At 62.5% G+C, this 25,960-nt stretch carries 26 protein-coding genes; 3 read left to right on the top strand and 23 right to left on the bottom strand.

Going from position 1 to position 25,960, the window contains the following annotated elements:
- The first annotated feature begins 97 nt into the window (after positions 1-97).
- Positions 98-1,729, top strand: coding sequence for an electron transfer flavoprotein-ubiquinone oxidoreductase (locus M1D97_RS07650; RefSeq protein ID WP_456270134.1), 1,632 nt, complete (start codon positions 98-100; stop codon positions 1,727-1,729).
- Positions 1,730-1,805: 76 nt separating this feature from the next.
- Here the strand turns inward: M1D97_RS07650 and M1D97_RS07645 are convergent, their stop codons facing one another.
- The 16 genes from M1D97_RS07645 to M1D97_RS07570 form a co-directional block, all read right to left on the bottom strand.
- A complete protein-coding gene (locus M1D97_RS07645) occupies positions 1,806-2,651 on the bottom strand; it encodes a sulfurtransferase (RefSeq protein ID WP_456270133.1) in 846 nt (281 codons plus the stop codon).
- A gap of 15 nt (positions 2,652-2,666) precedes the next feature.
- The gene (locus M1D97_RS07640) at positions 2,667-4,847 is read right to left on the bottom strand and encodes an ATP-dependent helicase (RefSeq protein WP_456270132.1); all 2,181 of its coding nucleotides are present in this window, start codon (positions 4,845-4,847) and stop codon (positions 2,667-2,669) included.
- Positions 4,844-5,416, bottom strand: coding sequence for a DUF1285 domain-containing protein (locus tag M1D97_RS07635; protein WP_456270131.1), 573 nt, complete (start codon positions 5,414-5,416; stop codon positions 4,844-4,846). The genes M1D97_RS07640 and M1D97_RS07635 overlap by 4 nt, the downstream gene beginning before the upstream one ends.
- Positions 5,417-5,426: 10 nt before the next feature.
- Positions 5,427-6,248: a TatD family hydrolase gene (locus M1D97_RS07630; RefSeq protein WP_456270191.1), complete on the bottom strand. Its 822-nt coding sequence runs from the start codon at positions 6,246-6,248 to the stop codon at positions 5,427-5,429.
- Positions 6,249-6,435: 187 nt separating this feature from the next.
- Positions 6,436-6,732 (bottom strand): PilZ domain-containing protein, encoded by a 297-nt coding sequence (locus M1D97_RS07625; protein WP_456270130.1) that lies wholly within the window; start codon positions 6,730-6,732, stop codon positions 6,436-6,438.
- A gap of 67 nt (positions 6,733-6,799) precedes the next feature.
- On the bottom strand, positions 6,800-7,783 hold the full coding sequence (locus tag M1D97_RS07620) for a DNA polymerase III subunit delta' (protein ID WP_456270129.1): 984 nt from the start codon (positions 7,781-7,783) through the stop codon (positions 6,800-6,802).
- Positions 7,774-8,415: a dTMP kinase gene (gene tmk, locus M1D97_RS07615; RefSeq protein ID WP_456270128.1), complete on the bottom strand. Its 642-nt coding sequence runs from the start codon at positions 8,413-8,415 to the stop codon at positions 7,774-7,776. The genes M1D97_RS07620 and tmk overlap by 10 nt, the downstream gene beginning before the upstream one ends.
- 8 nt (positions 8,416-8,423) lie before the next feature.
- Positions 8,424-9,425 (bottom strand): endolytic transglycosylase MltG, encoded by a 1,002-nt coding sequence (gene mltG, locus M1D97_RS07610; RefSeq protein WP_456270127.1) that lies wholly within the window; start codon positions 9,423-9,425, stop codon positions 8,424-8,426.
- 14 nt (positions 9,426-9,439) lie between these two features.
- Positions 9,440-10,273, bottom strand: coding sequence for an aminodeoxychorismate lyase (pabC, locus tag M1D97_RS07605; RefSeq protein ID WP_456270126.1), 834 nt, complete (start codon positions 10,271-10,273; stop codon positions 9,440-9,442).
- A gap of 10 nt (positions 10,274-10,283) precedes the next feature.
- Positions 10,284-11,522, bottom strand: a complete 1,239-nt coding sequence (gene fabF / locus M1D97_RS07600; RefSeq protein WP_456270125.1) for a beta-ketoacyl-ACP synthase II — start codon at positions 11,520-11,522, stop codon at positions 10,284-10,286.
- A gap of 267 nt (positions 11,523-11,789) precedes the next feature.
- Complete coding sequence (gene acpP / locus M1D97_RS07595; RefSeq protein WP_019951639.1) at positions 11,790-12,023, bottom strand: acyl carrier protein; 234 nt, start codon at positions 12,021-12,023, stop codon at positions 11,790-11,792.
- Between the two features lie 93 nt (positions 12,024-12,116).
- Complete coding sequence (gene fabG, locus M1D97_RS07590; RefSeq protein ID WP_456270124.1) at positions 12,117-12,857, bottom strand: 3-oxoacyl-ACP reductase FabG; 741 nt, start codon at positions 12,855-12,857, stop codon at positions 12,117-12,119.
- A gap of 51 nt (positions 12,858-12,908) precedes the next feature.
- Positions 12,909-13,865: an ACP S-malonyltransferase gene (gene fabD, locus M1D97_RS07585; protein ID WP_456270123.1), complete on the bottom strand. Its 957-nt coding sequence runs from the start codon at positions 13,863-13,865 to the stop codon at positions 12,909-12,911.
- 99 nt (positions 13,866-13,964) lie between these two features.
- The gene (gene plsX, locus M1D97_RS07580; protein ID WP_456270122.1) at positions 13,965-14,975 is read right to left on the bottom strand and encodes a phosphate acyltransferase PlsX; all 1,011 of its coding nucleotides are present in this window, start codon (positions 14,973-14,975) and stop codon (positions 13,965-13,967) included.
- 12 nt (positions 14,976-14,987) lie between these two features.
- The gene (gene rpmF / locus M1D97_RS07575; RefSeq protein ID WP_456270121.1) at positions 14,988-15,164 is read right to left on the bottom strand and encodes a 50S ribosomal protein L32; all 177 of its coding nucleotides are present in this window, start codon (positions 15,162-15,164) and stop codon (positions 14,988-14,990) included.
- 38 nt (positions 15,165-15,202) lie between these two features.
- The gene (locus tag M1D97_RS07570; RefSeq protein ID WP_456270120.1) at positions 15,203-15,727 is read right to left on the bottom strand and encodes a YceD family protein; all 525 of its coding nucleotides are present in this window, start codon (positions 15,725-15,727) and stop codon (positions 15,203-15,205) included.
- A gap of 138 nt (positions 15,728-15,865) precedes the next feature.
- Here M1D97_RS07570 and M1D97_RS07565 point away from each other — a divergent pair, with 138 nt between their 5' ends.
- On the top strand, positions 15,866-16,450 hold the full coding sequence (locus M1D97_RS07565; RefSeq protein WP_456270119.1) for a Maf family protein: 585 nt from the start codon (positions 15,866-15,868) through the stop codon (positions 16,448-16,450).
- A 42-nt stretch (positions 16,451-16,492) separates the two neighbouring features.
- Here M1D97_RS07565 and sppA read toward each other — a convergent pair whose 3' ends face one another.
- Genes sppA through M1D97_RS07550 form a run of 3 tightly spaced genes read right to left on the bottom strand, consistent with a single transcriptional unit; the run spans position 16,493 to position 19,182 of the window.
- Positions 16,493-17,503: a signal peptide peptidase SppA gene (gene sppA, locus M1D97_RS07560; RefSeq protein WP_456270118.1), complete on the bottom strand. Its 1,011-nt coding sequence runs from the start codon at positions 17,501-17,503 to the stop codon at positions 16,493-16,495.
- Positions 17,496-18,188, bottom strand: a complete 693-nt coding sequence (locus M1D97_RS07555) for an HAD-IA family hydrolase (protein WP_456270117.1) — start codon at positions 18,186-18,188, stop codon at positions 17,496-17,498. Before M1D97_RS07555 ends, sppA begins: the two co-directional genes overlap by 8 nt.
- A gap of 55 nt (positions 18,189-18,243) precedes the next feature.
- Positions 18,244-19,182, bottom strand: coding sequence for an RluA family pseudouridine synthase (locus M1D97_RS07550; RefSeq protein ID WP_456270116.1), 939 nt, complete (start codon positions 19,180-19,182; stop codon positions 18,244-18,246).
- A gap of 562 nt (positions 19,183-19,744) precedes the next feature.
- Here M1D97_RS07550 and rne point away from each other — a divergent pair.
- A complete protein-coding gene (gene rne / locus M1D97_RS07545; RefSeq protein ID WP_456270115.1) occupies positions 19,745-23,410 on the top strand; it encodes a ribonuclease E in 3,666 nt (1,221 codons plus the stop codon).
- Between the two features lie 86 nt (positions 23,411-23,496).
- Here rne and murB read toward each other — a convergent pair whose 3' ends face one another.
- The 4 genes from murB to M1D97_RS07525 are packed head-to-tail and all read right to left on the bottom strand — an operon-like array spanning position 23,497 to position 25,959.
- A complete protein-coding gene (murB, locus tag M1D97_RS07540) occupies positions 23,497-24,504 on the bottom strand; it encodes a UDP-N-acetylmuramate dehydrogenase (RefSeq protein ID WP_456270114.1) in 1,008 nt (335 codons plus the stop codon).
- Complete coding sequence (locus tag M1D97_RS07535) at positions 24,501-24,932, bottom strand: low molecular weight protein-tyrosine-phosphatase (protein WP_456270113.1); 432 nt, start codon at positions 24,930-24,932, stop codon at positions 24,501-24,503. The genes murB and M1D97_RS07535 overlap by 4 nt, the downstream gene beginning before the upstream one ends.
- Positions 24,933-24,976: 44 nt before the next feature.
- Entirely contained in the window at positions 24,977-25,750 is a 774-nt protein-coding gene (kdsB, locus tag M1D97_RS07530) for a 3-deoxy-manno-octulosonate cytidylyltransferase (RefSeq protein ID WP_456270112.1), read from the bottom strand.
- A complete protein-coding gene (locus M1D97_RS07525; protein WP_456270111.1) occupies positions 25,747-25,959 on the bottom strand; it encodes a Trm112 family protein in 213 nt (70 codons plus the stop codon). The genes kdsB and M1D97_RS07525 overlap by 4 nt, the downstream gene beginning before the upstream one ends.
- Position 25,960 lies beyond the last annotated feature (1 nt).

Here is a 25,960-nt window from a genome sequence, read left to right as displayed (position 1 = left end):
AATCATTGCTATCCCAAAGCGTTAGTGTAACACGCCAGACGTCATCAGGATGGGGGATGAATCACGCACAAGGAGTTGCCCAATGGACAGAGAGTCCATGTCATTTGATGTGGTTATCGTGGGTGCAGGTGTTGCCGGACTTTCCGCCGCCTGTCGGCTGATGCAGTCGGCCCATGATCAGGGCCACGAGATCAGCGTCTGCGTGCTGGAAAAGGGATCCGAGGTAGGCGCACACATCCTCTCGGGTGCCGCCTTTGACCCGCGCGCTCTCGATGAGCTCTTCCCTGACTGGCAAGCGCGCGGTGCACCGCTGCATACCCCGGCGCAGCGCGATGAGCTCCTGTATCTGCGCGACAGCGAACGTTCCGTGCGCTTTCCCGATGCACTGGTCCCGCCGTCCATGCTCAATGAGGGCAGCTATCTGATCAGCGCCGGCGATCTGTGCCGCTGGCTGGCCGAGCAGGCCGAAGCGCTGGGGGTCGATATCTTCCCGGGGTTTGCCGCCCGGTCACTGATGTTTGGTGACCACAACGAGGTGACCGGCGTCATTACCGGTGACATGGGGCTCGATCACGACGGCACCCCCAAACCGGCCCACGAGCCGGGCATTGAACTTTACGGACGCTACACCCTCTTTGCCGAGGGCGCCCGCGGCCATCTGGGTCAGGAGCTGATCAGGCATTACGATCTGGCCGCCGGACGCGACGAACAGCACTACGCCATCGGTTTCAAGGAGCTCTGGGACGTCCCTGCCGAGCAGCACGAGCCGGGGCTGGTGGTCCATACCGCGGGCTGGCCGCTCTCCGCCGAGGCGCACGGCGGCAGCTATCTGTATCACGGCAGCGACCGCCAGGTCATGGTCGGGCTGATCGTCGATCTTGCCTACGAGAATCCCTGGCTCTCCCCCTTCGATGAATTCCAGCGCATGAAGCATCACCCGGAGATCGCGCGCCATCTTCAGGGCGGTACCCGGGTCGCCTTCGGGGCTCGCGCCATTACCAAGGGTGGTCTCAACAGCCTGCCGGAGATGGTCTTTCCCGGCGGTCTTTTGATCGGCTGTGACGCCGGCACGCTGGATTTCGCCCGCATCAAGGGGCTCCACATGGCGATGAAGTCCGGCATGCTGGCCGCCGAAAGCGTGGTGGAAGCACTCGCCGGCGGCGACGAGGGGGGCAGTACGCTCAGTGCATTCAAAACACGCTTTGAGGGCAGCTGGGCCCATGAAGCGCTGGCGAAGCATCGCAACTTTGGCCCGGCGATGCATCGCTTTGGCATGGTCGCAGGCGGTGCGTGGAATTTTCTGGAGCAGAAACTGCGCCTGCCACTGCCCGTGCTGCATGACAACGTGGCAGACCATGCTCGCCTCAAACCCGCAGAAGAGGCCCGAAAAATCGACTACCCACGCCCCGATGGCGTGCTCTCCTTTGACAAGCCCTCTTCGGTGTATCTTTCCAATACACACCACGAGGAGGACCAGCCCTGTCATCTGCAGCTGCATGACGCCAGCGTGCCCATCGAGGTCAACCTGCCCCGCTACGCAGAGCCGGCCCAGCGCTACTGCCCCGTGGGGGTGTATGAGGTCGTCGAGGACAGCGAGGGCGCCCCGCGCTTTCAGATCAACTTTCAGAACTGCATTCACTGCAAGACCTGCGACATCAAGGACCCCGCCCAGAACATCCGCTGGGTCACACCGGAAGGCGGCAACGGCCCGGGCTATCCCAACATGTAGTCATGCACAATGCCGTCACGCAAAAGGCCCCGATGCCTGAACATCGGGGCCTTTTTATTATTGGAGCATGAGGCAATCAGACCGTGGGGGCGCTGGTATCGGTCGCCACGGGTCGAGCGGGGTCCCGGCTCCATTCGCTCCATGATCCCGGATAGAGCCGTGGCAGTGGTCTGCCCAGTGCCGCATGCGCCAGAACGATCATGCAGGCGGAAATGCCGGAGCCACAGTAGGCGATGCTCGACTGCCCGGTGGCGGGTATGAGCTGCTCCAGCGCCTCGCTTTCGGTCAGACAGTTGTTGTCATCCAGCAGCGAGGCCCCCGGCACGTTGACGGCACCGGGAATGTGGCCTGCCGCCTGATCGATCGGCTCGCTCTCGCCGCGATAGCGCGCCGGCGGTCTGGCATCCAGCAGCAGGGCATCGCCTTCGGCCACCTCATCGGCACCGGCAACCATCTGATGCTGAAAGTCACACTGCCAGTTGCTGGGGGTGGGCACCTCGGGGGTGTCACGCTCCAGCGCCCCGCCCACGGCCTGCCATACCTGAATGCCGCCGTTGAGCACAAACACATTGTCGTGACCGGCCCAGTGCAGCATCCACCAGGCGCGGGCGGCCGCCAGCTGGCCGCCCAGATCGTCATAAACGACCACCCGGGTCTCGGGCGTGATCCCCCAGCCCTGCAGGGTTTGCTGCCAGGTCTCCGGCACCGGTAGCGGATGACGGCCGCCTTTCGCGCCCCCCGGGGGCGCCGATAGATCCTCGTCCATGTCGGCACGCAGCGCGCCGGGCAGATGGCCTTCCCGGTAGAGTCGCGCGCCCGCCTGCGGGTCATCCAGCCGCGCCCGACAGTCAAGAATGACCAGCGGTGTGTTATCGCGCTGCCACATCAAAAGGGTTGTGACATCTGTCAGTGCAGTGGTCATGAAAACTCCCTGAATTTAACTGACGCGCTCGATCGGCGCGCGTGAAGCAATGAGCCGGCGACGACCGACCCGATGAAACAGGACTTCCAGCACGCAGCGCTCGCGGTCGCCTTCGACCAGTTCGATGCGCCCCTCCCCGAAAACGGCGTGGCGCACCTGCTCCCCCGGCTGCCAGTCAGTGGCCCGGGACAGCACCGCCGGTGTTTTACCACCGGCACAGGCGCGAAGCGAGGCGGCCACGCCGATTCCATCAAGATAGCGGTTGACCAGTGCCGGGTCGCGCACGCCGGGAGCCGCCTCCTGTTCGGCCGCAATGGTGCGTGTCACCCTGACACTGTCCTCCCAGGCGGCTTCCTCGACAAATCGACTCACTCGATGCGGTGCCGGATCGGAGAGCAGCAGCAGCCGCTCACGGGCCCGGGTAATGCCGACATAAAACAGCCGCCGCTCCTCTTCCAGCGCCTGCGGGGTCAGCGGATTGTCTCTGGAATAGAGGGGAAAGTCCTCTTCGTTGAGCCCCGCCAGCACTACCGTCGGCCATTCGAGCCCCTTGGCACCGTGGATGGTCGACAGCAGTACGCCCTCCTCCTGGTTGATGACCGGGTCCTTGAGCAGCGCAATGAAAGCCTCCGGGTCGTCGGCCAGCTCGCCGGCCTGCTCGATCAGGACATCCAGCAGGCGAATATCCTCCTCGCCCTTGTCGCGCCGGGCGGCGGCACGCCGCAGCAGCTTTTCGGCCTCCAGCGTGTCCACCACGTGGGACAGGACATCGGCCGGCGCCCGGTCGCGCATGGTCGGCAGCTTCTGCAGCAGCGCCCAGCGTTTCTTGAGATGGCGGCGCTGAAAGGGCTTCAGGCCATCCAGTATGGCATGGTGTTCGGGCCAGCGGCCGGTGCGTGCCAGCTCTGCCGTCAGCGGCCCCAGACGGTCCTGGCTGACGAAGGCGCTGGGCTGGCTATAGAGCAGCAGCAGATGGTCGCTGTCCCTTAAAAGCTCCGGACGTCGGGTCAGCTCCAGATAGCCCGCCAGCGCCCTGACCAGCGGTAGACGAAAGACGAAGCGGTCCTGCTGACCCAGCTGGAAGGGGATGTTGTCCCGCAGCAGTCGCAGCTGCACGGGCACGCTGAGCGACCAGCTGCGCACCAGCACCGCACACGATGTCAGGTCACGCCCCTGGGACTGCCACTCCCTGAGCAGCCGCACCAGACGCGTACCATCGCTGTCATGTTCCACCCGCGTTGCGGGGTTGTCCGGCGCCGACAGCGTCAGCTGATCCGCTGCACCTGCATTGGCGCGAATGACATGGTTGGCCATCAGCGAGACGGCATGGCCGTGGCGAAAGGTCCAGCTCAGGGGGTAGTCGGTCGGCGTGCCGAAAAGCTCGCCAAAGCGGGCATTCATGGCATCCGGCCGTGCCCCGCGCCACTCGTAGATGCATTGATTGGCATCGCCCACGGCCATCACGCTGGCGCGCTCGCCGGCCAGCATCGACAGCAGACGCAGCTGCACCTCGTTGATGTCCTGATACTCGTCGACAATGATGTGATCCAGGCGCCCCTGAATGCGCTGACGTGCCGTGTCGTCGCGAACCAGCGCGCGCAGCGGGCGATAGAGCAGATCGGAATAGGTCATGACGCCCTGCTCGTGCATCTGGCGCTCCATCTCCAGAAAGGCCGGCACAAAGTGCTCGGTATCGGCGCCGTAGTCGCCGCGCTCGTGGAGCCTGGCGGGCGGCAGGCATTCCGACTTGACCAGATCACAGAACTGCAGCAGCGCCTCGATACGCTCTTCTTCCAGCGCCAGGGCCAGCTGGGCGGGCTCATCGACGAGCAGCTGCTGCAGTACCTGACGGGCCAGACGTTCCCGCTGCCACTCCCCTTCGATCAGCCGGCGGGCAGGAAGAGCGCCCCAGCGCATCAGGCTCTGCCCGAGCCGATGGCCGATGGAGTGAAAGGTACGCACCTGCGGCAGTCGGCTCCCGGCGGGGGCCAGCAGGCGCAGACGTGCGGCAAAGTCCTCGCGGGCGGCACGATTGAACATCAAAATCAGGATGCGATCGGGCGGCGTGCCCGCGGCCATGAGATGCAGTACCCTGGCCACCATGGTCGATGTCTTGCCGGCACCGGCCACGGCAAAGACCCGCGCATGCCCCCCGCCATGGTGCACCACGGCCTGCTGCTGCTCGGTCAGCGTCATGATGGTGGCGCTTGTCCGTCGTCGGCATCCATCGGCGCGCCCAGCGCATGCCAGTGACCGCCACTGTGAAGCCCCAGATGCCAGCGTCCCCGGGCATCCTCGACACACTCGGCCTGTTCGACCAGATAGTACCAGCACTGCCGCGACAGCCGGGCCGAAAGCCCATGGCGCAGCTCGACCCGCGGTATCGACGTGTCGTCATCAAGGCTCAGACGACAGTCACCGTTCAGGGTGGCACGCTCGCCGGTCTGCGTGGTCAGCACCCAGTCGGATTGGCCATCGGCCGTTTCCTGACGGGTCGCGTCCACGATCAGCAGCGGATACGCCTCGACGCGAATCCGCCACTTTTCGGCCGGCGTGACCAGATAGTAGTGCCCGTCCGACTCGCGGCGCAGCAGCCGCGATAGCGCCCGCAGCACACGCGGGTGCTCGACCTTCGCCCCCTCGTGCCACCAGAGGCCCTGGCGATCCACCACCATGTCCATCTCCCCCGACAGGGCCGGATCCCAGCTTTCCAGTGGCAGGGGCTGATCCTGCGTCTGAACCGTCAGCAGTCTCTCCAGGGACACGGCAGGCTCCTCAGGCAGTCGCGATGCTGGAAACAGCGTCGTGGGCGGGCGTGGCGCGGCGAAACAGCCGATGGAAATTGGCCGTGGTCTGCATGGCCACCTCATCGAGACTGATATGGCGCTCCCGGGCAATGATACGGGCCACCTCCAGCACGCGCGCCGGTTCATTGGGCCGGCCCCTGTGCGGCACCGGCGACAGCCATGGGCTGTCGGTCTCCAGCAGCAGCCGATCCAGCGGCAGTGCGCGGGCCAGGGCGCGCACGTTCTCGGCACTGGCAAAGGTCACGATGCCGGACAGCGAAATCATGAAACCGTGCGCCACGGCACGCCGTGCCATGGCCGGATCTTCGGTAAAGCAGTGCAGTACGCCGCCGACGCCGGGGTCGAGATGCTGCTCGATCAGTGACATCGTCTCGTCACGCGCACCGCGGGTATGGACGCTGACCGGCAGCTCGGCCTCACGGGCCGCGCGTAGATGGCGCTCGAAGCGTGTCAGCTGTACGTCCCGCGGCACGCGCAGCGCGCCCTGGTCATCGGCCTGAAAGTCCAGACCGATTTCGCCGACGGCCACCGGCTCGTATTGTTCGATACAGGCACTGATCTCCTCGAGCGTCGGCTCGCTGTCGAGACGCTGCATCGGGTGAACACCAACGCCGTAAAAGACATCATCATGACGACGACCCAGCCCGGCCAGCGTCGACATGCCTTCCAGGCTGGTGGCCACCGCCAGAAAGCCCCGCACTCCTGCCTCGCGGGCACGCGCCAGCACGGTGTCCACGTCACCGCTTGCTGCATCAAGACGATCAAGGTGGCAGTGGGAATCGATCAGCACCGAAGGCCATGACAATTGTTCGGTTAACTGGTTCATTAAACTTACCCGATTGGCGATGAACAGACCGGGAATTATCGCAGATCACTGGCGCTCGGGGGATGAAAGATGTGCTTCTGAAAACAGTCAATAACGAGATAACGGTATAAATTACGTTATCCCGCCCCGCTGTCGACGTGTCACGGCAACGTCAGGCCAATAGCGCTTCAATATGCTCGCGCAGTGCCTGTTCTTCGGCATCAAGATGCACACCGATGCCGCCTTCACGCTGACCGGGGCCCCCTGATGGCGACAGCCAGACAACAATGCCGGATGCCGGGCGCGGCGCCTGCTCTTCCGGCAGTGTCAGCAGCAGATAGACCCGCTGCCCCAGATGATGACGCACCGACGTAGGCACAAACAGGCCGCCGCGCTCAAGAATCGGCATCCACGCCGCCTTGAGCGCTTCCGTGTCGTTGAAGGTGAGAGACAGTGCCCGGGCGCTCATGACAATCTCCTGACAGAAAAGGAATGCTCTCCTTATCGGCCGGTAACAGCAGAAGTTGCGGTGACACTTACGAGCGCAGCAGTGCCGACCACCGGATCAGCCAGGATTCGATGACCAGCTGAGCGTTGGGATTGCCTCCACCGGCCAGCAGCCGCCGCTGTTCGTGGGCGTAATCCAGCAGGCGAAACCAGTCGCGGACGCGGGCGTTCTTGATCGCCTGTCGATACAGCGGCAGCAGATCCCGATTGCGGACACTGTCCATGTCACCGGAGACGCCCAGCCGGATCAGATCCTCGAGCCACAGCACGCCATGCCACAGGATGTCAGGCAACGTCTGCTTATCCAGTCGGGCGGCTTCGGCAACCGGGTCGCCACCGCGCACCAGGGATTCAAAAAGTTCCCGCAGATCCTGACGCAGCTGTCGGGCTTCGGGCGCAGCCAGATCGCGCGCCAGCAGCGGTCGACCGCCGGCCACCTGCCACCAGAATTCGGCCTGCTCCCGATCTTCCAGCGCTTCGGTCAGCCAGGCCATGGACGCCTCGCGCGCAGGCCGAGGGTGCGACCACTGCTGACAGCGGCTACGAATGGTCGGCAGCGTGCGGGAGGGAATATCGCTTTGCAGGATAAACAGCGTGTCACTGCCCGGTTCTTCGAGACTTTTCAGCAGCGCGTTGGAGGCGGCAACGGTCATCGCCTCGGCCGGGGCCAGATGAATGATGCGATAGCCACCCTGCTGGGCCGTCTGAGAGGCGAAGGCATTGATGTCGCGAATCGCATCAATCCGGATCTGCTTGCCCTGCTCGGCCGGCATGATTTCCATGAGGTCGGGATGATAGCCCGACATCAGCATCTGGCAGGCATGACACTCGCCGCAGGCAGTGTCCCGGGGCGTCTGGCAGAGCTGTCGGGCGATCAGGGCCTGCGCCAGGCGCTCCTTGCCCACGCCCGAAGGGCCGGTCAGCATGAGCGCATGCGGCAACCGTGATTCATTGGCAAGCGCGGTCAGACGCTGCCAGATCGCAGTCTGCCAGGGCCAGGGCGTCAGTTCCATGACACAAGCTGTCTGTCGAGCAACATGGCGATATCGTGCTGGACCCGTTCGAGCGGCTGCGCAGCGTCGACGGCGACAATGCGCTCGGGTGCCTGCTCGGCACGAGCGCGATAGCCCTGTCGTACCCGCTCGAAGAAATCTTCCCGTTCGCGTTCAAAGCGGTCGCGCTCCCCGCCTCGCGCCGCCAGACGAACGGCGGCATGCGCCACCGGCATATCCAGCCAGAGGGTGAGATCCGGCGCAAGGCCCTGCTGCACCACCTGTTCGAGCATGACGATACGCTCGGCGTCGATGCCACGGGCGCTGCCCTGATAGGCAAAGGTGGCATCGGTGAAGCGGTCGCTGACGACCCACTCGCCCCGGGCCAGTGCCGGGCGAATAACACGGGCCAGATGCTGGGCACGGGCCGCGAATACCAGCAAAAGCTCCGCCAGATCGTCCAGCGGCTCCTGGTTGTCACCGCCAAGCAACAGCGCCCGAATGCGTTCTGCCATGGGCGTGCCACCGGGCTCGCGCGTGGTGACAACGCTGATGCCCCGGGCCTTGAGGTAATCGCGAACGAAGGCGAGATTGGTACTCTTGCCGGCACCCTCTCCGCCCTCCAGCGTAATAAAGCGGCCTGGCTGGGTCATGGCAACTCTCAACGATTCAGAATATAGCGACGTACTGCCGCGTTGTGCTCTTCAAGCGTGGCGGAAAACTGATGCTCGCCATTGCCCTTGGACACAAAGTAGAGCTCGTCACCCTCGGCCGGATTGACCGCGGCTTCCAGCGAAGCGCGTCCCGGCATGGCAATCGGTGTGGGCGGCAGCCCGTCAATGACATAGGTATTCCATCGGGTGGACTTCGTCAGATCGGCACGCGTCAGGGAGCCGTCGTAGGCCTGTCCCAGACCATAGATCACGGTCGGGTCGGTCTGAAGACGCATTCCCTTTTCAAGACGACGCACGAACACGCCGGCAATTCGGGTCCGCTCGGCAGGCGCACCGGTTTCCTTTTCGATCAGAGAAGCCAGTACCAGGGCCTCATAGGGGCTGTCAAACGGCAGATCGGGCTGTCGATCGGCCCAGACTTCATCCAGCGTATTGACCATTCTGTCATGCGCGCGCCCGAACAGCTCCAGATCCGTGGCCCCCTTGCGCCACTGATAGGTATCCGGAAAAAACCAGCCTTCGGGAAACTCGCCTTCCTCTCCCAGCGCGGCCATGATCTCTTCATCGCTCATGTCGCGAGTGTCATGCACCAGCGGCTCGGCCTGATTCAGAATCTCGCGCATCTGGGCAAAGGTGCGTCCTTCCGGAATCGTCAGATGGTGGCGAACGACGTCGTTGCTGGACAGTTTGCCCAGCAGCGCATGGGCATTCATGTCGGGCCGGATTTCAAACTCGCCGGCGCGCAGCGCCCGAAGGCGCGCGGGATCCACTACGCCAAGCAGCTGATAGGGCCAGCGCTCATCGATAATGCCGCGCTCGTGAAGCTCGTCGATGATCTGTCTGGCACCCATGCCGGCGCGCACTTCGTAGATTTCAGGCGATTGCAGGGCAATCGGCTCCCCCAGCTTGTGCTGCCACCAGAGCCAGCCGCCACCTGCCGTGGCCGCCATGATCACCAGTATCAGAAGAACACCCTTCAACCATCGCATACGTGAGCCCCTGCTCAGGAAGTCGAGAAAGCGGTGTCATGGCCCAGCAGGGCATGCGCGTCACGCTGTAAATGACGCAGCGACGCATCAATCGGCCACTGCGCCAGCACATGCCGATCATCCGGGTCGTTGCAGAGCACGATCGGCCATACCCCCTGTACCGAATTGAAAAGGCAGGCGGCCTGCGCCGACAGAAACCGTGACAGCGGCGCATCAGCTACAACACTCAGGTGGCCTTTTTCCACCAGAGCGCGACGCAGCGTGCCTTCCACGCCGCATTCATTCAGGGCCGGCGTCCACCACCGTCCCTGGTCACGCCAGGCCAGATTCATGGCGGTCGCCTCGATGGGCTGATCACGATCGTTGAGCAGAATGCCCTCGGCAATGGCATCGTCCTGCCACTCCTGGCGTGCCAGTACGTTTTCCAGTCGGTTAAGGTGCTTGAGACCGGCCAGTACGGGCTGGCGCGACAGTCGCAGTCGACACAGCCGAACGCTTATCCCCTGCGCCCAGTGCGCGGGCCTGGGCGTGAAGGGCGTGAACTGCCAGCAGCAGCGCGGCGCTGCCGGTACCGGCGGTCGATAGCCGCGACCGCCGCTGCCGCGCGTCAGCACGATCTTGAGCACGTGCTCACCCGCCGGCGCCCTTTCGGGCAGCGTGTCGAGCCACGCTCGCGCAGGCGGTTCAAAGCCGAGTCTTTGCGCCCCCTGTGTCAGACGCGCAAGGTGCTCGTTCCAGAGAAAGGGCACGCCGTCCCTGACCAGTACGGTTTCAAACAGACCATCGCCATAGGCCAGTCCGCGATCCGTCAGGGGAACGGTTGACCCGTTTTCATCCATGTCCGTCATGTTGACGCCGTCAGATTCGCGAAAATACCAGCGAGCCGTTGGTACCGCCGAAACCGAACGAGTTGGACAGCGCGTGATCGATCTTCATGTCACGGGCAGTATGCGGCACGTAATCCAGACGGCACTGCTCGTCGGGGTGGTCCAGATTGATGGTCGGCGGTGCGACCTGATCCCGCAGGGCCAGAATGGAGAAGGCAGCCTCGACGGCACCGGCCGCCCCCAGCAGGTGTCCGATCATCGATTTGGTGGAGCTGATGGCAACATCCTGCGCAGCAGCGCCCAGCACCTTCTCGATGGCAAGGCTTTCCGCCACATCACCCACCTGTGTGGAGGTGCCATGAGCATTGATATAGTCAATGCTTGAGGGGTCGAGACCGGCATCACGAATGGCGTTGCTCATGGCAAGTGCTGCCCCGGCACCATCGCTCGGCGGCGCGGTCATGTGCCAGGCATCATCGCTCATGCCAAACCCGGAGCACTCCGCCAGAATGTCGGCCCCGCGCGCCCTGGCATGCTCATACTCTTCCAGCACCAGAATGCCGGCGCCATCCGACAGCACGAAGCCATCGCGGTCGCGGTCCCAGGGGCGACTGGCCCCCTGCGGGTCATCGTTGCGGGTCGACAGCGCACGCGCGGCGGAGAAGCCTCCCACGCCCAGCGGTGTACTGGCCATTTCGGCACCGCCGCAGACCATGACATCGGCATCGCCGTAGGCGATCGTGCGCGCGCCGTAGCCGATATTGTGCGTCCCCGACGTACAGGCGGTCGTGATGGCGATGTTGGGACCGCGGAAACCGAACTGGATCGCCAGATTGCCGGAGATCATGTTGATGATCGAGCCGGGCACGAAAAAGGGAGAAATACGGCGTGCGCCCGATTTTAGCATCGACTGGTGATTGCTTTCGATCATGGGCAGCCCACCGATGCCCGACCCGATGGCCACACCGATGCGATGAGCATTCTCGTCACTGCAGGTAATGCCCGAATCCCGGATCGCCTGAACGGAAGCCGCAATGCCGTACTGGATGAAAAGATCCATCTTCTTGGCATCCTTGGGGTTGAACCAGGGGGCTGGATCAAATCCCTTTACGGCGCCGCTGAAACGAGTGTTCAGACCACTGGCATCAAAGTGCTCGATCGATCCGATACCGCTCTTGCCAGCCTTGATATTGTCCCAGGTGGCATCAGTAGTGTTGCCTACCGGTGTTACCAGACCGATGCCGGTCACCACGACCCTTCTGCGAGGCATCGTTTTTCCTCCAAAAAAGACAGATGAGTGCGCTCGAGAGCCTGAATTTCTGCTGGATACCCGACCGCCTGCTGCATGATATAGCGCAGCCATTATACCGATTCTGCCGACCCGGTCGCTGACTGATACAGCTTAATGACTCAGCCTGAAAGGGCCGGCGCAACATGCGCTGTTTGCCGGTCAATGCTATCTAAAAATAAAGCCGCTCCCGAATGGGGCGGCTTTACAGGTCAACCCGGACCCTGAGGACCGGATTGCGCCAGAAACTTACTGGTGAGCGACGATATAGTCGATCGCTTCCTGCACGGTCGTGATCTTTTCAGCTTCTTCGTCGGGGATTTCGGTGTCGAATTCCTCTTCGAGCGCCATTACCAGTTCCACGGTGTCGAGCGAGTCGGCGCCCAGATCTTCAGTGAAGGAAGAGCTGTTCTGGATCTCTTCTTCCTTGACGTTCAAACGTTCGGCAACAACTTTTTTAACGCGCTCTTCGATGGTACTCATTTATCATCACTCCTGGTTTACGAGTCGCCAGATCAAAACTGGCGGTAGTTTATAGACCGTCTTTCCCGGACGCAACAGCGTCCTTTGCCGGCTCTAGCGCATGTTCATACCGCCGTTGACATGCAGCGTTTCACCGGTGATATACCCGGCGACATCGCTGGTCAGGAAACACGCTGCCGCTGCAATTTCCTCGGGTTGCCCCAGGCGCGACAGCGGAATCTGATTCAGCAACGATTCCCTGTGTTTTTCCGGCAGCTCACTGGTCATGTCGGTGGCAATGAACCCCGGCGCCACTGCGTTGACGGTGACATTGCGTGATGCAAGCTCGCGCGCCAGTGAACGGGTAAACCCTTCCATGCCGGCCTTTGCCGCAGCATAGTTACTCTGCCCGGCATTGCCCAGCGTTGCGACAACGGAACTGATATTGACGATACGGCCAAAGCGCGCACGTGTCATCGCCTTCATGCAGGCCCTGGAGACACGATAAACCGAGGTAAGATTGGTATCCAGAACCTCATCCCACTCGTTATCCTTCATTCGCATCAACAGGTTATCACGAGTGATCCCCGCATTGTTGACCAGGATCAGGGGCGCACCGAAACGCTCGGTGATCTCGCCGAGTACCTGCTCGATGGCCTCACTGTCGGTCACGTTGAGTATCATCCCCGTGCCGGCAATCGAATGCGCGGCAAGATCGTTCTCGATCCGGCGCGCCCCATCCTCGCTGGTGGCCGTCCCGATGACCGTATGGCCCTGTCGACCCAGCTCACGCGCGATGGCCTGGCCAATGCCGCGTGTTGCACCGGTAACCAGTGCCACTCTTGCTTCACTCATGCTTACTGTCCCTTTTGGGCTTGTTGTCCTGTATGGCACATCGATATGTCATCAATGCCCATCCGGCATCTCTTTTGCCAGTTCAATGGCGGCGGCCAGCGACTCGGGGTCGTTGACGGCAAGCCCGCGGCTCTGACGCGCGATGCGCTTGCCCAGCCCGGTCAGCACCTTGCCCGGACCGCATTCGATGAACACACCGGCGCCCTGCTCGCCCAGCGTTTCCACACACTGTGTCCAGAGTACCGGCCGATACAGCTGCTGCACCAGACACGCTCTGATGGTATCAAGATCATTGTGCCAGGCGGCATCCACATTCTGGATAACACGATAGCGCGGCTGGCGCAGATCGATATCGGCCATGGCCTGCTCCAGGCGCTCGGCAGCCGGTTTCATCAATGCACAATGGGAAGGCACCGACACCGGCAGGGGCATGGCACGACGCGCACCGCGCTCCTGACAAAGGGAAATGGCACGCTCGACTGCCGCCTTTTCGCCGGCGATTACCACCTGCCCGGGCGAGTTGTAGTTGACGGCAGAGACCACACTGCCCTGGGCTGCCTGTTCACAGACCGCTTCCACGACCTCGTCGTCGAGTCCCAGTATGGCGGCCATGCCACCCTGACCTGCCGGCACGGCGTCCTGCATGGCCTCGCCTCGCAGTCGCACCAGCCGAACGCCATCGGCGAAGCTCATTGCCCCGGCACACACCAGTGCGCTGTACTCGCCCAGACTGTGCCCGGCCATGGCTGCCGGTCGCGGGCCCTCCAGCTCCTGCCAGACACGCCAGATGGCAACGCTGGCGGTCAGCAGTGCCGGCTGCGTGCAGGCCGTGGTATTGAGCACTGACTCGGGGCCTTCCTGGGTCACATGCCAGAGGTCATATCCCAGCGCATCGGAAGCCTCTTCAAAGGTCGTCCGCACCACGCTATAGCGTTCGGCGAGCTCTCGCAGCATGCCCAGCTGCTGAGAGCCCTGACCGGGAAAGACCAGGGCGAGGGCATTGCTCATCTGATTCACCTGTACTAACTCATTGAAGATTGAATAAGCGAAATATCATAAAGACCATGATGCCGGCTCGCTTCCGGCTTCGCCATACGAAAACGACCTTTATGACATCAATCTGCCCGGCAGATTCATTGCGGCTTCATCCACGGCACGGCGCACAGCATAGGCGAACCCTTCAGAGCGTGCACTGCCATGACTCTTGACCACGGTGGCCCTGAGACCCAGTAAACTGGCGCCATTATATCGCACGGGATCAAGCTCCTGCAGGAAGCGACGTAACACGGGCGCTGCCAGCCGCCCGGCCATTCGGGCATACAGCCCGGTCCGAAATCCGGCCTGAAGACGCTCGGCCAGCATGCGCGCCAGTCCTTCACTGCTCTTGAGGGCAACATTGCCCACCATGCCATCACAGACCGCCACATCCGTATAACCGTTAAACAGGGCGTCTCCTTCGACATAGCCGACATACTCGAAATGCGAATGAGCTCTGGCACGAAGCAGGACATCAGCTTCTCGTACGCGTCGCTCGCCCTTGCCACTTTCCGTTCCCACGTTCAAAAGCCCTACCCGAGGCAAAGGAACCCTGTCCAGCAGCCTGACCATGGCAGCCCCCATGAAGGCAAAATCCACCAGGTGTTCGGCACGAGCATCCACGTTGGCTCCCAGATCAAGCATGTAACACGGCCTTCGGGAAACGGTCGGGATGGCGGCGCTGATGGCAGGGCGTGTCACTGCGTCCAGCATGCCGACCTCGCGTCGCGCCAGCGCCATGATGGCACCGGTATGCTCGGCACTGACACAGGCACTGGCCTGACCGTCCCGAAGGGCTGCAAGACTGGCATGAAGACTGCCGGAAGCGGCATCGCGCAAAAGACGGGAAGGTGTCATGTCAGCGGGAAGGCGGTCGCCGGCTTCGACGATTTCGATGCGATCACGAACATGAACAAGAGAGGCCGGCAAGCGGGAGAGTTCGACATCAAGCAGATGACGCCTGCCATGGAAGATGGCACTGGCATTCGGCCTTTGCGCCAGGGCAAGGGCAGCCCCGGAAACGGTAGCGCGGGGACCGTGGTCCCCGCCCATGGCGTCGATGGCGATACGCAGGGGCGACATCGCCCGAATCATTTATTCTTCGACGTCAATGACCTTGCGGCCACGATAGTAACCATCCGGCGCCACATGATGACGAAGATGGGTCGTACCGGTTTCCTTGTCCTGGGAAAGCGTCGGCGTCGTCAGTGCATCGTGTGCACGACGCATACCGCGTTTGGAACGGGACTTGCGGTTCTTCTGGACAGCCATGGGGGTGTCTCCGGTTGTAACGTAACGTCAGAAATGACTCAGTGATCCTTCAGGGAACGAAGCACACTGAACGGGTTATCGGCTCTCGCCGGCGCTTGCTCGGCTTCGTCGCCGCTTTGCAGCGAATCGCGAGAAACGGCGCAATCCGCTTCATCGTGATAGACCACCTGCGGCAGCGTCAGAAGCAGCTCGTCCTCGACTACCGGCAGCAGATCCAGATGTTCGTCTTCCACAAGCACCGGCTCATAGCGTGCCGGTAGCGTTGCTGCAAGCGCGTCGCTGGTGACCATACCCAGCAGGAAAGTGCTCTCGAGATGAACCGGCATGGGCTGCAGGCATCGCTGACAGGGCATTTCAACATCGGCAACCAGTGAGCCTTCAATGTAATGCTGGCGCTGTTCATCACGATCAAACGTCATGACAACATGACATTCGACCTCCTGCCGGCCGATGGCATCGACAATACGCGGCATGGCAGAGAGCGTAATACTCCCTTCCAGGCGCTCGCCGCTGGCAGCAAGTCGATAGGGTTCGACCGTTTTTGGTAGTCGCGTGGTTGACATAGGCGCGCAATAATAGGGATTGTCCATGAAAGTGTCAAAAAGGTTGTGATCAATGATGCACTTGAAACGACAGCGGCCGGCCCGGGATGGACATCCGGTTTCGCGGCCCTTTCGACAGCCACCGTTTCAGGAACAATGATGCCCCTGATGATTCTCGCCTCCGGTTCCGGTTCACGTCGCGTGCTGCTCAAGCGTCTCGGCCTGCCCTTTCATTGTGATGCCCCCGATATCGATGAAACGCCCCGGGAAGGTGAAACGCCGCGCGGGCTGGCCGAGCGCCTGTCACGTGACAAGGCCCGCGCACTGGCACAGCGTTATCCGCAGCATCTGATCATCGGCAGTGATCAGGTGGTCGGCATCGATAACGATCTGCTGGGCAAACCGGGCAGTCCCGATGGCGCACGCCGCCAGCTTGAACGCTTCTCCGGTCGACGCGTCAGCTTCTGGACAGGCGTGGCGCTGCTGGATACACGCCACGATCGCTGTGAGACGCATGTGGATCTCACCAGCGTCGACATTCGAACGCTGAGCACCAGCGAGATCGAAGGCTATGTCACCAAAGAGCCGGCCATCGACAGCGCCGGCGGCTTTTATATGGAAAAACTGGGCACGGCGCTTTTCGAAAGCGTTGAGACCACCGACCCCAGTGCCCTGATGGGCCTTCCCCTCATCGCCCTGTGTCGTTTGCTGCGTGAGGCCGGCATCAACCCGCTGCTTGAATGATCATGCCCCGAAGCGATCGGCTCCCTGCGCCGGGCCGACAGCTCAGCGCAGTCGAACGGGGGACTCGCCCGAGCGCAGATCGATCCCCAGATATTGCGCCGCCACCCGGCCAAAATGACGCGACAGCTGCTCGAGCGGATCACCGCTTCGGGTGTAGTCCGTGGTTTCGGCAGTGCCGGTCAAATCGCGCGCAATTTCATCAACGCTTTTGAGCCCGTCCGCAAGCCCCTTGTCCACGGCCTCTTCGCCGGTCCAGACCAGACCGGAAAACAGCGCCGGATCGTCCGACAAACGATCTCCGCGACCGGCCCTGACGGCATTGATGAATTGATCGTGCGTCTGATCCAGCACGTGCTGCCAGTAGCGCCGCTGCTCGTCGCTGACAGGCTGGAACGGATCAAGCATGTCCTTGTTCTCGCCTGCCGTGAACACGCGCCGCTCGATCCCCAGCCTGTCTATCGCGCCTTCGAGACCGAACCCCGAATAGACCACACCGATGGAGCCCACCAGGCTTGCCGGGGCCGCATAAATCTCGTCCGCTGCAGAGGCAATGTAGTAGGCCCCGCTGGCCCCGATATCCTCGATGACAGCAATGATGGGCTTGTCACCGGCATCGCGCAGACGACGAATCTCGTCATAAATGCGCTGCGACTGAACCGGAGAACCACCGGGACTGTTGATCTGCAGCACCACTGCTGTATCAGAGCCCTGCCAGGCGTCGTTCAGCCCCCGAATGACCCTTTCGGCACTGGACGTCGAACGACTGTCGATCACCCCGTCCACCTTGACGACCCCGACCCGGTCACCGGCCAGCGACTCACGCTCACCGGTGATCATGAAGGCCACGGCAGCGACCACAACGATCCAGAACAACCAGAATAAAAGGCGAAAAAAGATCTTCCAGCGACGACTGCGGCGCTGTTCACGCACCATCTCGAGCAGCCACCGCTCCATCACCGCCTCACGTGACACACCCTCGTGGGCCCGCTCTGCGTCCGAGCCATCCCTGTCCGCCATGTCACGTCCGGTCCATTGATCCTTCCGATCACTCATGTACGCTGCTCCCTGCAGGCTGGCCGGTACCTGCGTCCAGCCATGACATCAGTTCATGAAAATCCTTCACCACGCCGGCAGGCGAGAATTCAGACAGCTGCTGCGCATTGTGTACCCCCCAGGTGACGGCCACACGATCCATGCCCAGGGCCTGCGCCATGCCCATGTCGTGAACACTGTCACCGATCATGACCGCTTCATCGAGCGCGACATCCAGCGACTCAAGCAGCTCGGTCAGCATGAGCGGATCAGGCTTCGAGCGCGTCATGTCGGCCGTACGGCTGTCGTCGAACCAGTGTCCGCAGCGCCGCTCGGTAAAAATGCGATCCAGTCCCCGACGACTCTTGCCGGTGGCCACCGCCAGCCTGACGTCCGGCATCGCTTTCAATCGAGCGATGCCTTTTTCCACGCCCGCAAAAAAAGGCAGTGCCGGCCCTTCCCGCTCGGCCGTCACGAAATGGTGGGCGTAGCGCTGGCGCAGATGCTCGGCCTGCGCGCCGCCGATGCCCGGACACAACCGTGCAATGGCTTCCGGCAGGCCCAGCCCGATGATATCGCACACCGCCTCCCGACTCAGCGCGGGCCAGCCGGCATCGATGGCGGCACGCTGCATGCACTCAACGATCCGGTCGGCCGAATCCATGAGCGTGCCATCCCAGTCAAAGATCACCAGGCGATACCGCATTGCTGTCGTGCTCCTCTTTCACCATGGGGTCATCAGGAAAATTCTGCCCGGCGTGTCAGCGCAGGCGCGCCAGTACGCGCTCAAGATCTTCGCTCAGTGGCGCCTGAAGCTGCACGTTCTGTTGTGAGGCCGGATCGGTAAACCCGAGCCGCCGGGCGTGCAGAAAAAGGCGGGACAGCTCACATCTCGTGGCCAGGCGCTCGCCGCTGGCACTGCCGTATTTGACATCGCCCAGCAGCGGATGACCGGCATGAAGTGCATGTACCCGGATCTGGTGGGTACGTCCTGTTACGGGCTCTGCCTCTATCAAGGAAGCCTTGCGAAAGGACTCCAGAAGCGCAAAGCGCGTTTGCGACGCCTTGCCGGTATCGTCGACCCTTACACGGCGTTCACCGCTGGGCAGCTCGAAGCGCATCAAGGGTGCCGTCACCTCGTGGCGCTCACTGGGCCAGGCGCCCTCTACCAGCGCCAGGTAGCGCTTTTGCATCCGATGCTCGCGCAGTTCATGACTCAGGAAGTTGAGCGCCTCGCGGGACTTGGCTACCAGCAGACAGCCCGAGGTATCGCGATCCAGTCGATGCACCAGCTCCAGATAGGGCAGATCGTTTCGTATCTGGCGCAGGGCTTCGATGAGTCCGATCCTGACCCCGCTGCCGCCATGCACGGCAAGCCCCGAGGGCTTGTTGAACGCCATCCACTCCGGCGTTTCCTTCAAAAGACTGGTCTCGATGACATGGCGCAGGTTATCGCTGACCTCCTGCACGGCCTCCTGCGGGGTCAGTCGCAGTGGCGGCACCCGCACACGATCGCCTGTCACCAGACGCCGGCTCGCCTTGCCCCGCCCACCGTTGATACGCACTTCGCCGCGGCGAATGATCCGGTAGATCAGCGTACGAGGCGCGCCCTTGAGATGGGTCATGAGAAAATTGTCCAGCCGCTGTCCATCATGATGCCTATCGATGTCAACCCACTGAACGCCGCGCCCCTCGGCCATGTCGTCTTCCTCTTTTACCGGCTGTAAGGGCCGGCATTGTAGCGAAATAACGCAGGGATGGCCCCGATTGTGGGCACCAGGCTTTGCTGTTATATTCCGGGAGCTTCCTTAAGGTCCGCAGGACCTGATAGCGCCTGCACCGAATGACACGCAGGCCGAAGCAACAGAACAGTCGTCGGAAGAGATCAATCCGGCACCTGGCAGTATCAGAAGTACCCGGATTTTGCATCACGGGATAAACCATTTCCGTATCGAAGGCCGGTGCTGCCGAATCGATGGCCATCAGGTGTGACCGCCTCACTGAAAGACCGGTTAAGCAACCATGCTGCCGCGACATGTCTTCGGGCGGTCACGTACTCAACATGATCATGAAGCCTTTCCGGGGCACGTCTGTATGGCGCCCGAGGAATTGAAACATACTTGTAGACATGCGCTGAGCACAAACACTCTGGCCCGCGACTCGGTGGCACCGATGCCTGATGCCGTGGTCAGTCAACCCTGGAGGTTGATACTGCCCATGGCATGGCATCCGTCTGGCGATACGCTCAGTCAGTGAGACCATATGAAACGCATGCTTATCAACGCGACTCAGCCTGAAGAGCTGAGAGTCGCGCTGGTCGATGGCCAGAGACTCTACGATCTCGACATCGAATCCGGGGCCCGGGAACAGAAAAAGGCCAACATTTACCGCGGACGCATTACGCGGGTCGAACCCAGCCTCGAAGCCGCCTTTGTCGATTTTGGCGCCGACCGCCACGGCTTTTTGCCACTCAAGGAGATCTCGCGCGAATATTTCTCGAAGGAGCCTTCCGGCAACGGCCGCCCCAATATTCGTGAAGTCATCAAGGAAGGCAAGGAAGTCATTGTCCAGGTGGACAAGGAAGAGCGCGGCAACAAGGGCGCAGCCCTGACCACCTTTATCAGTCTCGCCGGTCGCTTTCTGGTCCTGATGCCCAACAATCCCCGGGCCGGCGGCATTTCGCGTCGCATCGAAGGCGATGAGCGTACCGAGCTGAAAGAGGCCATGAGCCAACTTACCATGCCCGACAAGATGGGCGTGATCGTACGCACGGCCGGCATCGGCCGCTCGAGCGAGGAACTCCAGTGGGACCTGGACTATCTGGTACAGGTCTGGGAGACCATCACCGAGGAAGCCGGCCAGCGCTCGGCGCCCTTTCTGATCTATCGCGAGTCCAACGTGATCATTCGCGCCATGCGCGACTACCTGCGTCAGGACATCGGTGAAGTGCTGATCGATCACGGCGACGTGCATGAAGAAGCCCTCAACTTCGTCAAGCAGGTCATGCCGTCGTACCAGCAGAAGATCAAGCTGTACAACGACGATGTTCCCCTCTTCTCACGCTTTCAGATCGAATCCCAGATCGAGACGGCCTACGAGCGTGAAGTCAAGCTGCCCTCGGGCGGCTCGGTGGTGATCGACCATACCGAGGCGCTGGTGTCCATCGATATCAACTCCTCACGCGCCACCAAGGGCGGTGACATCGAGGAAACGGCCCTTCAGACCAATCTGGAAGCGGCCGACGAGATCGCTCGACAGCTGCGCCTGCGCGATATCGGGGGTCTGGTGGTGATCGATTTCATCGACATGTCACCCGCCCGCAATCAGCGTGAAGTCGAAAACCGCGTTCGCGATGCCCTCAAGCTTGATCGCGCCCGCGTACAGATCGGACGTATCTCCCGCTTCGGCCTGATGGAGATGTCGCGCCAGCGTCTGCGGCCATCGCTGGGCGAAACCAGCGGCGTGGTCTGCCCGCGCTGTAACGGTCAGGGCACCATCCGCGATGTGCGCTCGCTGTCGCTGTCGATCATGCGTCTGATTGAAGAAGAAGCGATGAAGGATCGCAGCTCGCAGATTCGCGCCATGCTGCCGGTACCGGTCGCCACCTATCTGCTCAACGAAAAGCGCAACGTCCTTGCCGATATCGAGCGCCGCCAGGGCGTGCGCGTCATGCTGCTGCCGCAGCCCGGGCTTGAAACCCCGCATTACGACGTGCAGCGCTATCGCGACGATCAGGTCGACCCTGAAGAAGCCGCCCGCTCAAGCTTTGAAATGTCCGACGATTTCGAAGCGCCGGAAGATGAAAGCGACACCTACCGCAAGCCCGTCAAGCGCGCCGAAGCGGCCGTGCGTTCCGTGGCGCATCGCACGCCGGCACCGGAGCCCACCACGACGGCCCCGGCCAGTGAAGAACCATCAGGCTTTCTGAGCCGCCTCATGAAGGGCTTTAACCGCCTGATGGGCAGCGACGAGAGCAGCAGTCAGGACACTGCCGCCCCCCGGACCGACAAGGAAAGCACTCAGCCGACCGCCCGGGAAGACAAGCCACAGCCTTCGACACAGGACACCCCTGCCCGCGAAGAACAAAGGTCTTCTTCGGCAGGCGGAGAGCAGCGCAACAACCGTCGCGACAATACCCGACGCGATGACAGCGCGGATGGCAAAAACGGTCGCAACGACAAACGGTCCTCATCCGACAAGGCCCGCGACGACAAGCGCCAGCAGGACAACAAGGGGAACAACGCCGGTGCCGAGCGCAACGACAAGCGCCAGCAAAACGGCGCTTCGAAGAGCGACAACACCACCTCCGAGCGCAACGACAAGCGTCAGCAAAACGGCGCTTCGAAGAGCGACAACACCGCCTCCGAGCGCAGCGACAAGCGTCAGCAAAACGGCGCTTCGAAAAGCGACAACACCGCCTCCGAGCGCAGCGACAAGCGTCAGCAAAACGGCGCTTCGAAAAGCGACAACAACGCCTCCGAGCGCAGCGACAAGCGTCAGCAGAGCCCGCAGACCGACAAGGGTGCTGACAGGCCGCGCGGCGAGGATGATGGCAAAAAGCCGACGGCCGACGCCGCTACCGGAACGGACAGCGGTCAGGAGGCGCGCGCCACCTCATCGCCTGCCCAGGCGCCGGACGACAACGACGGCAAGCCGCGCCGTACCCGCAACAACCCGCGCCAGCGCAGCCGCAAGCAGGCATTGAGCCCCGAAGCCGTTGCCGAACAGGAGCGACTGCAGGCCGAGGCCCGTCAGGCAGCGACCGATGGCGAGCCGGCCGGAAGCGGCGATGACAGCACGGTCAGGCCCGTCGCAGCCGCTGCCAGCGAGACCGACAGCGCGGCTGCGACAGATGCTGCCACGTCGAAAAAGGACGCTCCTTCGAAGGACAAGGCGCTCACGTCCGGTACGCCAGAGGCTACACCCGATAAGGCTGCCGCTACGGAAGAGACAGCGTCCAACGCCGGCGAAAAGGACTCGGCAGCGTCAGGCGGCGGTCGCCAATCCGTCAGCGCCACCTTTGGCCGTGAATCGCAGCCCTCTGATACCGTTCAGGATCAGCAGAAGGCGACCACCGGCAGAGCGGCCGAAACGACGGACGCTACCGCCACCACGCCGGAGACGGGGAGCGATCGTCAGGACAAGAACGCGTCACCGAAAAAGTCGTCAAAAAAGGCTTCTGACGCGGGCGGCGACAAAAAATCCGCCGCGGCGGTTTCAAAAGCCGCTGACAAACCGGCTGCCGTGAACGCCGGGGACAAGGCCCAGGGGAGCGCAGCGTCTACCTCTGACAAGTCTGAAAAGACCTCAGTCTCTACCGCTGACACCCCGAAAGCCGGGCAAGACGTCAAGGAACGTCCCTCGGCCGATGCGGCTGCCGGCGACAACAAGGAAGGCGTTGCGACCGACACGTCGGCCGCGGCTGCCATGGCCACCGAGGCGACCCCGCGCGAGCAGCCTCATCTGGTCTCCGGGGAGAATGACTCGTCTGACGGGACCCGCGCCTCTGCAGATGCACCGGCACGCGATATCAACAAGCAGAGCGTGACCGCCCGGGACAGGGGCGCCGACAAGGCAACCTCCAAACGTCCGGCCCCGGCGAGCGACAAGGCTCCGGAAAAGACGGCAGAGGCTGACGCATCCTCCAATGCTGATCAGCCGGCCGCGACCGATGTCGGCAAACCCGATGCTGCAACACGCAGCGAGGCCACCCCTGACCGGACCGACAGCACCGCCGCTGCCACCGGCAACAGGACAGCCACCGCGGCCGACAGCAGTACCGGCCAGGCAGCAACGCCTGACAACGCCTCTGCAAAGGAAGCTGGCGCTTCGGACAACACACCGTCCCGCCAGCGGCGTCGCGCGCACAATGACCCGCGCGAGCGTCGTCGCCAGCAGCAGCGCGAGAACCAGTCCTCCAGCGAATAACGCGGAGGCTGATCAAAAAGGCCCACTCCATTGGAGTGGGCCTTTTCATATGGGCGCCGCCGATATCGTCGGAAATACTTCCCGGACTAGCGTCCTATAATGCCGGGCTCCATCTCGAGCGCCACGCCAAAGCGCGCCTGCACGGAATTCCGAATGCGCTCGGCCATGCTCAGCAGATCGGTCACGCTGCCGCCACCGTAATGAACCAGCACCAGTGCCTGATGACGGTGGACCCCGACACGGCTGTCACGATACCCCTTCCAGCCACACTGATCGATCAGCCAGCCGGCCGCCAGCTTGGTGCCCTGCGCGGTCTCCCACACCGGCATATCAGCCCACTGCGCCAAAAGCCGTTTAGCCTGCTCGGCCGGCACGATCGGGTTCTTGAAAAAACTGCCAGCGTTGCCCAGCACCTGCGGGTCCGGCAGCTTTTCCCGGCGAATCGTCGCCACGGCGGCAGCCACCTCGGCCGCGGATGACGCACTGGTGACATGGCGGGCAAGATCGCCATAACCAATGCGCGGTCTGCCCTCAAGATGAAGTCTCAAAACCACCCTGACCACCACGACCCGACCGGCCAGCGCCGATTTGAAAATGCTGTGTCGGTAGCCGAAATCGCAGTGTTTGCGGTCGATGATTTCGTAGCGACCATCATCAATGTGCATGACATGCACACACTCGATCACATCACCGATTTCGGTGCCATAGGCGCCGATATTCTGAATGGGCGCTGCGCCCACGGAGCCCGGAATCAGTGCCAGATTCTCGATACCCCACCAGCCCTTGCGCGTGGTCCGCTCCACCAGGGCATGCCAGTTGACGCCCGCCTCCACGTGCCAGAGCGCCTCGCCGGCATGGACCGCTTCCCGCCAGATGCGCTGACCGGTGTAGCGCACCACCAGCCCCTCGACACGGGGTTTCATCACCACATTGCTGCCGCCGCCCAGCGGGATAATGCGGCTGAACCGGTGACGGCCGACCGCGAGCATACGAGACAGGGCGCGCAGCGAGTCGGTTTCGGCCAGCGCCTCGGCGCTGGCATCGAAGCCCAGCGTGTTGCAGGCCTGCAGGGAGACGTCGTACTGCAGGCTCAATCCGGCGCATCCCCGCGCGCCAGGTGACGAAGCAGTCCCTGGCAGCCGGCGGTAATCTGATCGCCCACGTTGCCGAAATTGTCGGTATTGCCGAAGTAGGGATCACCGATCTCGACACCGGCGCCCTCGCCTGCAAAATCCATCAGCAGGCCAACATGCGCCCGGGCATTATCGGGCGCCATTGCCTGCAGGGCGCTCAGGTTGTCGGCGTCCATGCAGAGGATGTAATCGAAGCGATCAAAGTCGTTGCGGCGGATGACACGGCCGCGAAGATCGGTAATATCGACCCCGCGCTGCCCTGCTTCGCGTATGGCGCGCGGGTCGGGTGGCTCGCCCACGTGATAGTCGCCCACGCCGCAGGAGTCCGTCTCGACGCAGGCGTCAGACCCTGACTGCTGCACCATCCGGCGAAAAAGACCCTCTGCCATGGGGGAACGGCAGATATTCCCCAGACAGACAAACAGGACTCGAATCAATCTGTTCTCCTTGTCAGCCATTCGCGTACGCGCGCCAGATCCTCGGCGGTATCCACGCCGGCCGGATACTGCTCGGTGGCCACGGCAACGGAAATGGCATAGCCATGATAGAGCGCCCGCAGCTGTTCGAGCTGCTCGCAGGCTTCCACGGGCGCAATCGGAAGGTGTTGATAATCGCGCAGAAAGGAGGCGCGATAGGCATAGATACCGATGTGTCGCAGCCAGCCCTGGTCAAGGGCATGCCCCTCATCGGGCTGCTCGAAGCGATCACGATCCCAGGGAATGGGGGCTCGCGAGAAATACAGTGCTCGCCCCTGCCGATTGCACACCACCTTGACCACGCTGGTGCGCATCAGGGTGGCGCGGTCATCGATGGGTTCGGCAAGCGTTGCCATGGCGGCGCTGTCATCCTTTTGCAGCGACGCTGCTACCTGATCGATCAGAGCGCTGGGCAGCAGCGGCTCATCGCCCTGCACGTTGACGACGCAGGCGTCATCCTCGAGCCCGAGCCGGTCGACGACCTCGGTCAGGCGTGAGGTGCCGTTGACGTGATCCTCACGAGTCATGACCACCTCTGCCCCGAAACCGCGGGCGACGGTGGCGATCTGCTCGTTGTCGGTGGCGATCAGGACACGAGCAGCGCTTGATGCCATGGCACGTCGCCACACGTGTTCGATCATGGGCCGACCGGCGATCTCCAGCAGCGGCTTGCCGGGCAGGCGCTGGGAGGCGAATCGGGCCGGAATCACGACGCTGAAGGGGCGACTCATGAGGCAGCCGATGTATCCTGCGACGCCTTGCCGAGCGCTTCCTCAACGCTCAACCGACGGGCACGGCCGGCCAGCATGACGGGGATACCGTCCATGACGGGATAGGCCAGCCCGCTTTCACGACACAGGAGCTCACCGGTATCACGATTGTATTCAAGCTTTCCCCCGCTTTCGGGGCACACCAGCATGGCCAGCAGTTCCTGATCCATT

Source organism: Kushneria sp. AK178 (assembly GCF_053903105.1).
Note: the sequence above shows the minus strand (reverse complement) of the source record. Positions and strands in the feature narration are given on the sequence as shown.

What these genes read in the sequence shown, in the direction of transcription:
- M1D97_RS07650 (WP_456270134.1), top strand. Translation starts at nt 98, where the DNA reads ATGTCATTTGATGTGGTTATCGTGGGTGCAGGTGTTGCCGGACTTTCC.
- M1D97_RS07645 (WP_456270133.1), bottom strand. Translation starts at nt 2,651, where the DNA reads ATGACCACTGCACTGACAGATGTCACAACCCTTTTGATGTGGCAGCGC.
- M1D97_RS07535 (WP_456270113.1), bottom strand. Translation starts at nt 24,932, where the DNA reads ATGGCAGAGGGTCTTTTTCGCCGGATGGTGCAGCAGTCAGGGTCTGAC.
- sppA (WP_456270118.1), bottom strand. Translation starts at nt 17,503, where the DNA reads ATGAGTGATCGGAAGGATCAATGGACCGGACGTGACATGGCGGACAGG.
- kdsB (WP_456270112.1), bottom strand. Translation starts at nt 25,750, where the DNA reads ATGAGTCGCCCCTTCAGCGTCGTGATTCCGGCCCGATTCGCCTCCCAG.
- M1D97_RS07620 (WP_456270129.1), bottom strand. Translation starts at nt 7,783, where the DNA reads ATGGAACTGACGCCCTGGCCCTGGCAGACTGCGATCTGGCAGCGTCTG.
- fabD (WP_456270123.1), bottom strand. Translation starts at nt 13,865, where the DNA reads ATGAGCAATGCCCTCGCCCTGGTCTTTCCCGGTCAGGGCTCTCAGCAG.
- pabC (WP_456270126.1), bottom strand. Translation starts at nt 10,273, where the DNA reads ATGACGGACATGGATGAAAACGGGTCAACCGTTCCCCTGACGGATCGC.
- acpP (WP_019951639.1), bottom strand. Translation starts at nt 12,023, where the DNA reads ATGAGTACCATCGAAGAGCGCGTTAAAAAAGTTGTTGCCGAACGTTTG.
- tmk (WP_456270128.1), bottom strand. Translation starts at nt 8,415, where the DNA reads ATGACCCAGCCAGGCCGCTTTATTACGCTGGAGGGCGGAGAGGGTGCC.
- fabG (WP_456270124.1), bottom strand. Translation starts at nt 12,857, where the DNA reads ATGAGTGAAGCAAGAGTGGCACTGGTTACCGGTGCAACACGCGGCATT.
- plsX (WP_456270122.1), bottom strand. Translation starts at nt 14,975, where the DNA reads ATGTCGCCCCTGCGTATCGCCATCGACGCCATGGGCGGGGACCACGGT.
- M1D97_RS07555 (WP_456270117.1), bottom strand. Translation starts at nt 18,188, where the DNA reads ATGCGGTATCGCCTGGTGATCTTTGACTGGGATGGCACGCTCATGGAT.
- rpmF (WP_456270121.1), bottom strand. Translation starts at nt 15,164, where the DNA reads ATGGCTGTCCAGAAGAACCGCAAGTCCCGTTCCAAACGCGGTATGCGT.
- mltG (WP_456270127.1), bottom strand. Translation starts at nt 9,425, where the DNA reads ATGCGATGGTTGAAGGGTGTTCTTCTGATACTGGTGATCATGGCGGCC.
- M1D97_RS07550 (WP_456270116.1), bottom strand. Translation starts at nt 19,182, where the DNA reads ATGGCCGAGGGGCGCGGCGTTCAGTGGGTTGACATCGATAGGCATCAT.
- M1D97_RS07640 (WP_456270132.1), bottom strand. Translation starts at nt 4,847, where the DNA reads ATGACGCTGACCGAGCAGCAGCAGGCCGTGGTGCACCATGGCGGGGGG.
- M1D97_RS07525 (WP_456270111.1), bottom strand. Translation starts at nt 25,959, where the DNA reads ATGGATCAGGAACTGCTGGCCATGCTGGTGTGCCCCGAAAGCGGGGGA.
- M1D97_RS07565 (WP_456270119.1), top strand. Translation starts at nt 15,866, where the DNA reads ATGCCCCTGATGATTCTCGCCTCCGGTTCCGGTTCACGTCGCGTGCTG.
- M1D97_RS07625 (WP_456270130.1), bottom strand. Translation starts at nt 6,732, where the DNA reads ATGAGCGCCCGGGCACTGTCTCTCACCTTCAACGACACGGAAGCGCTC.
- rne (WP_456270115.1), top strand. Translation starts at nt 19,745, where the DNA reads ATGAAACGCATGCTTATCAACGCGACTCAGCCTGAAGAGCTGAGAGTC.
- M1D97_RS07570 (WP_456270120.1), bottom strand. Translation starts at nt 15,727, where the DNA reads ATGTCAACCACGCGACTACCAAAAACGGTCGAACCCTATCGACTTGCT.
- fabF (WP_456270125.1), bottom strand. Translation starts at nt 11,522, where the DNA reads ATGCCTCGCAGAAGGGTCGTGGTGACCGGCATCGGTCTGGTAACACCG.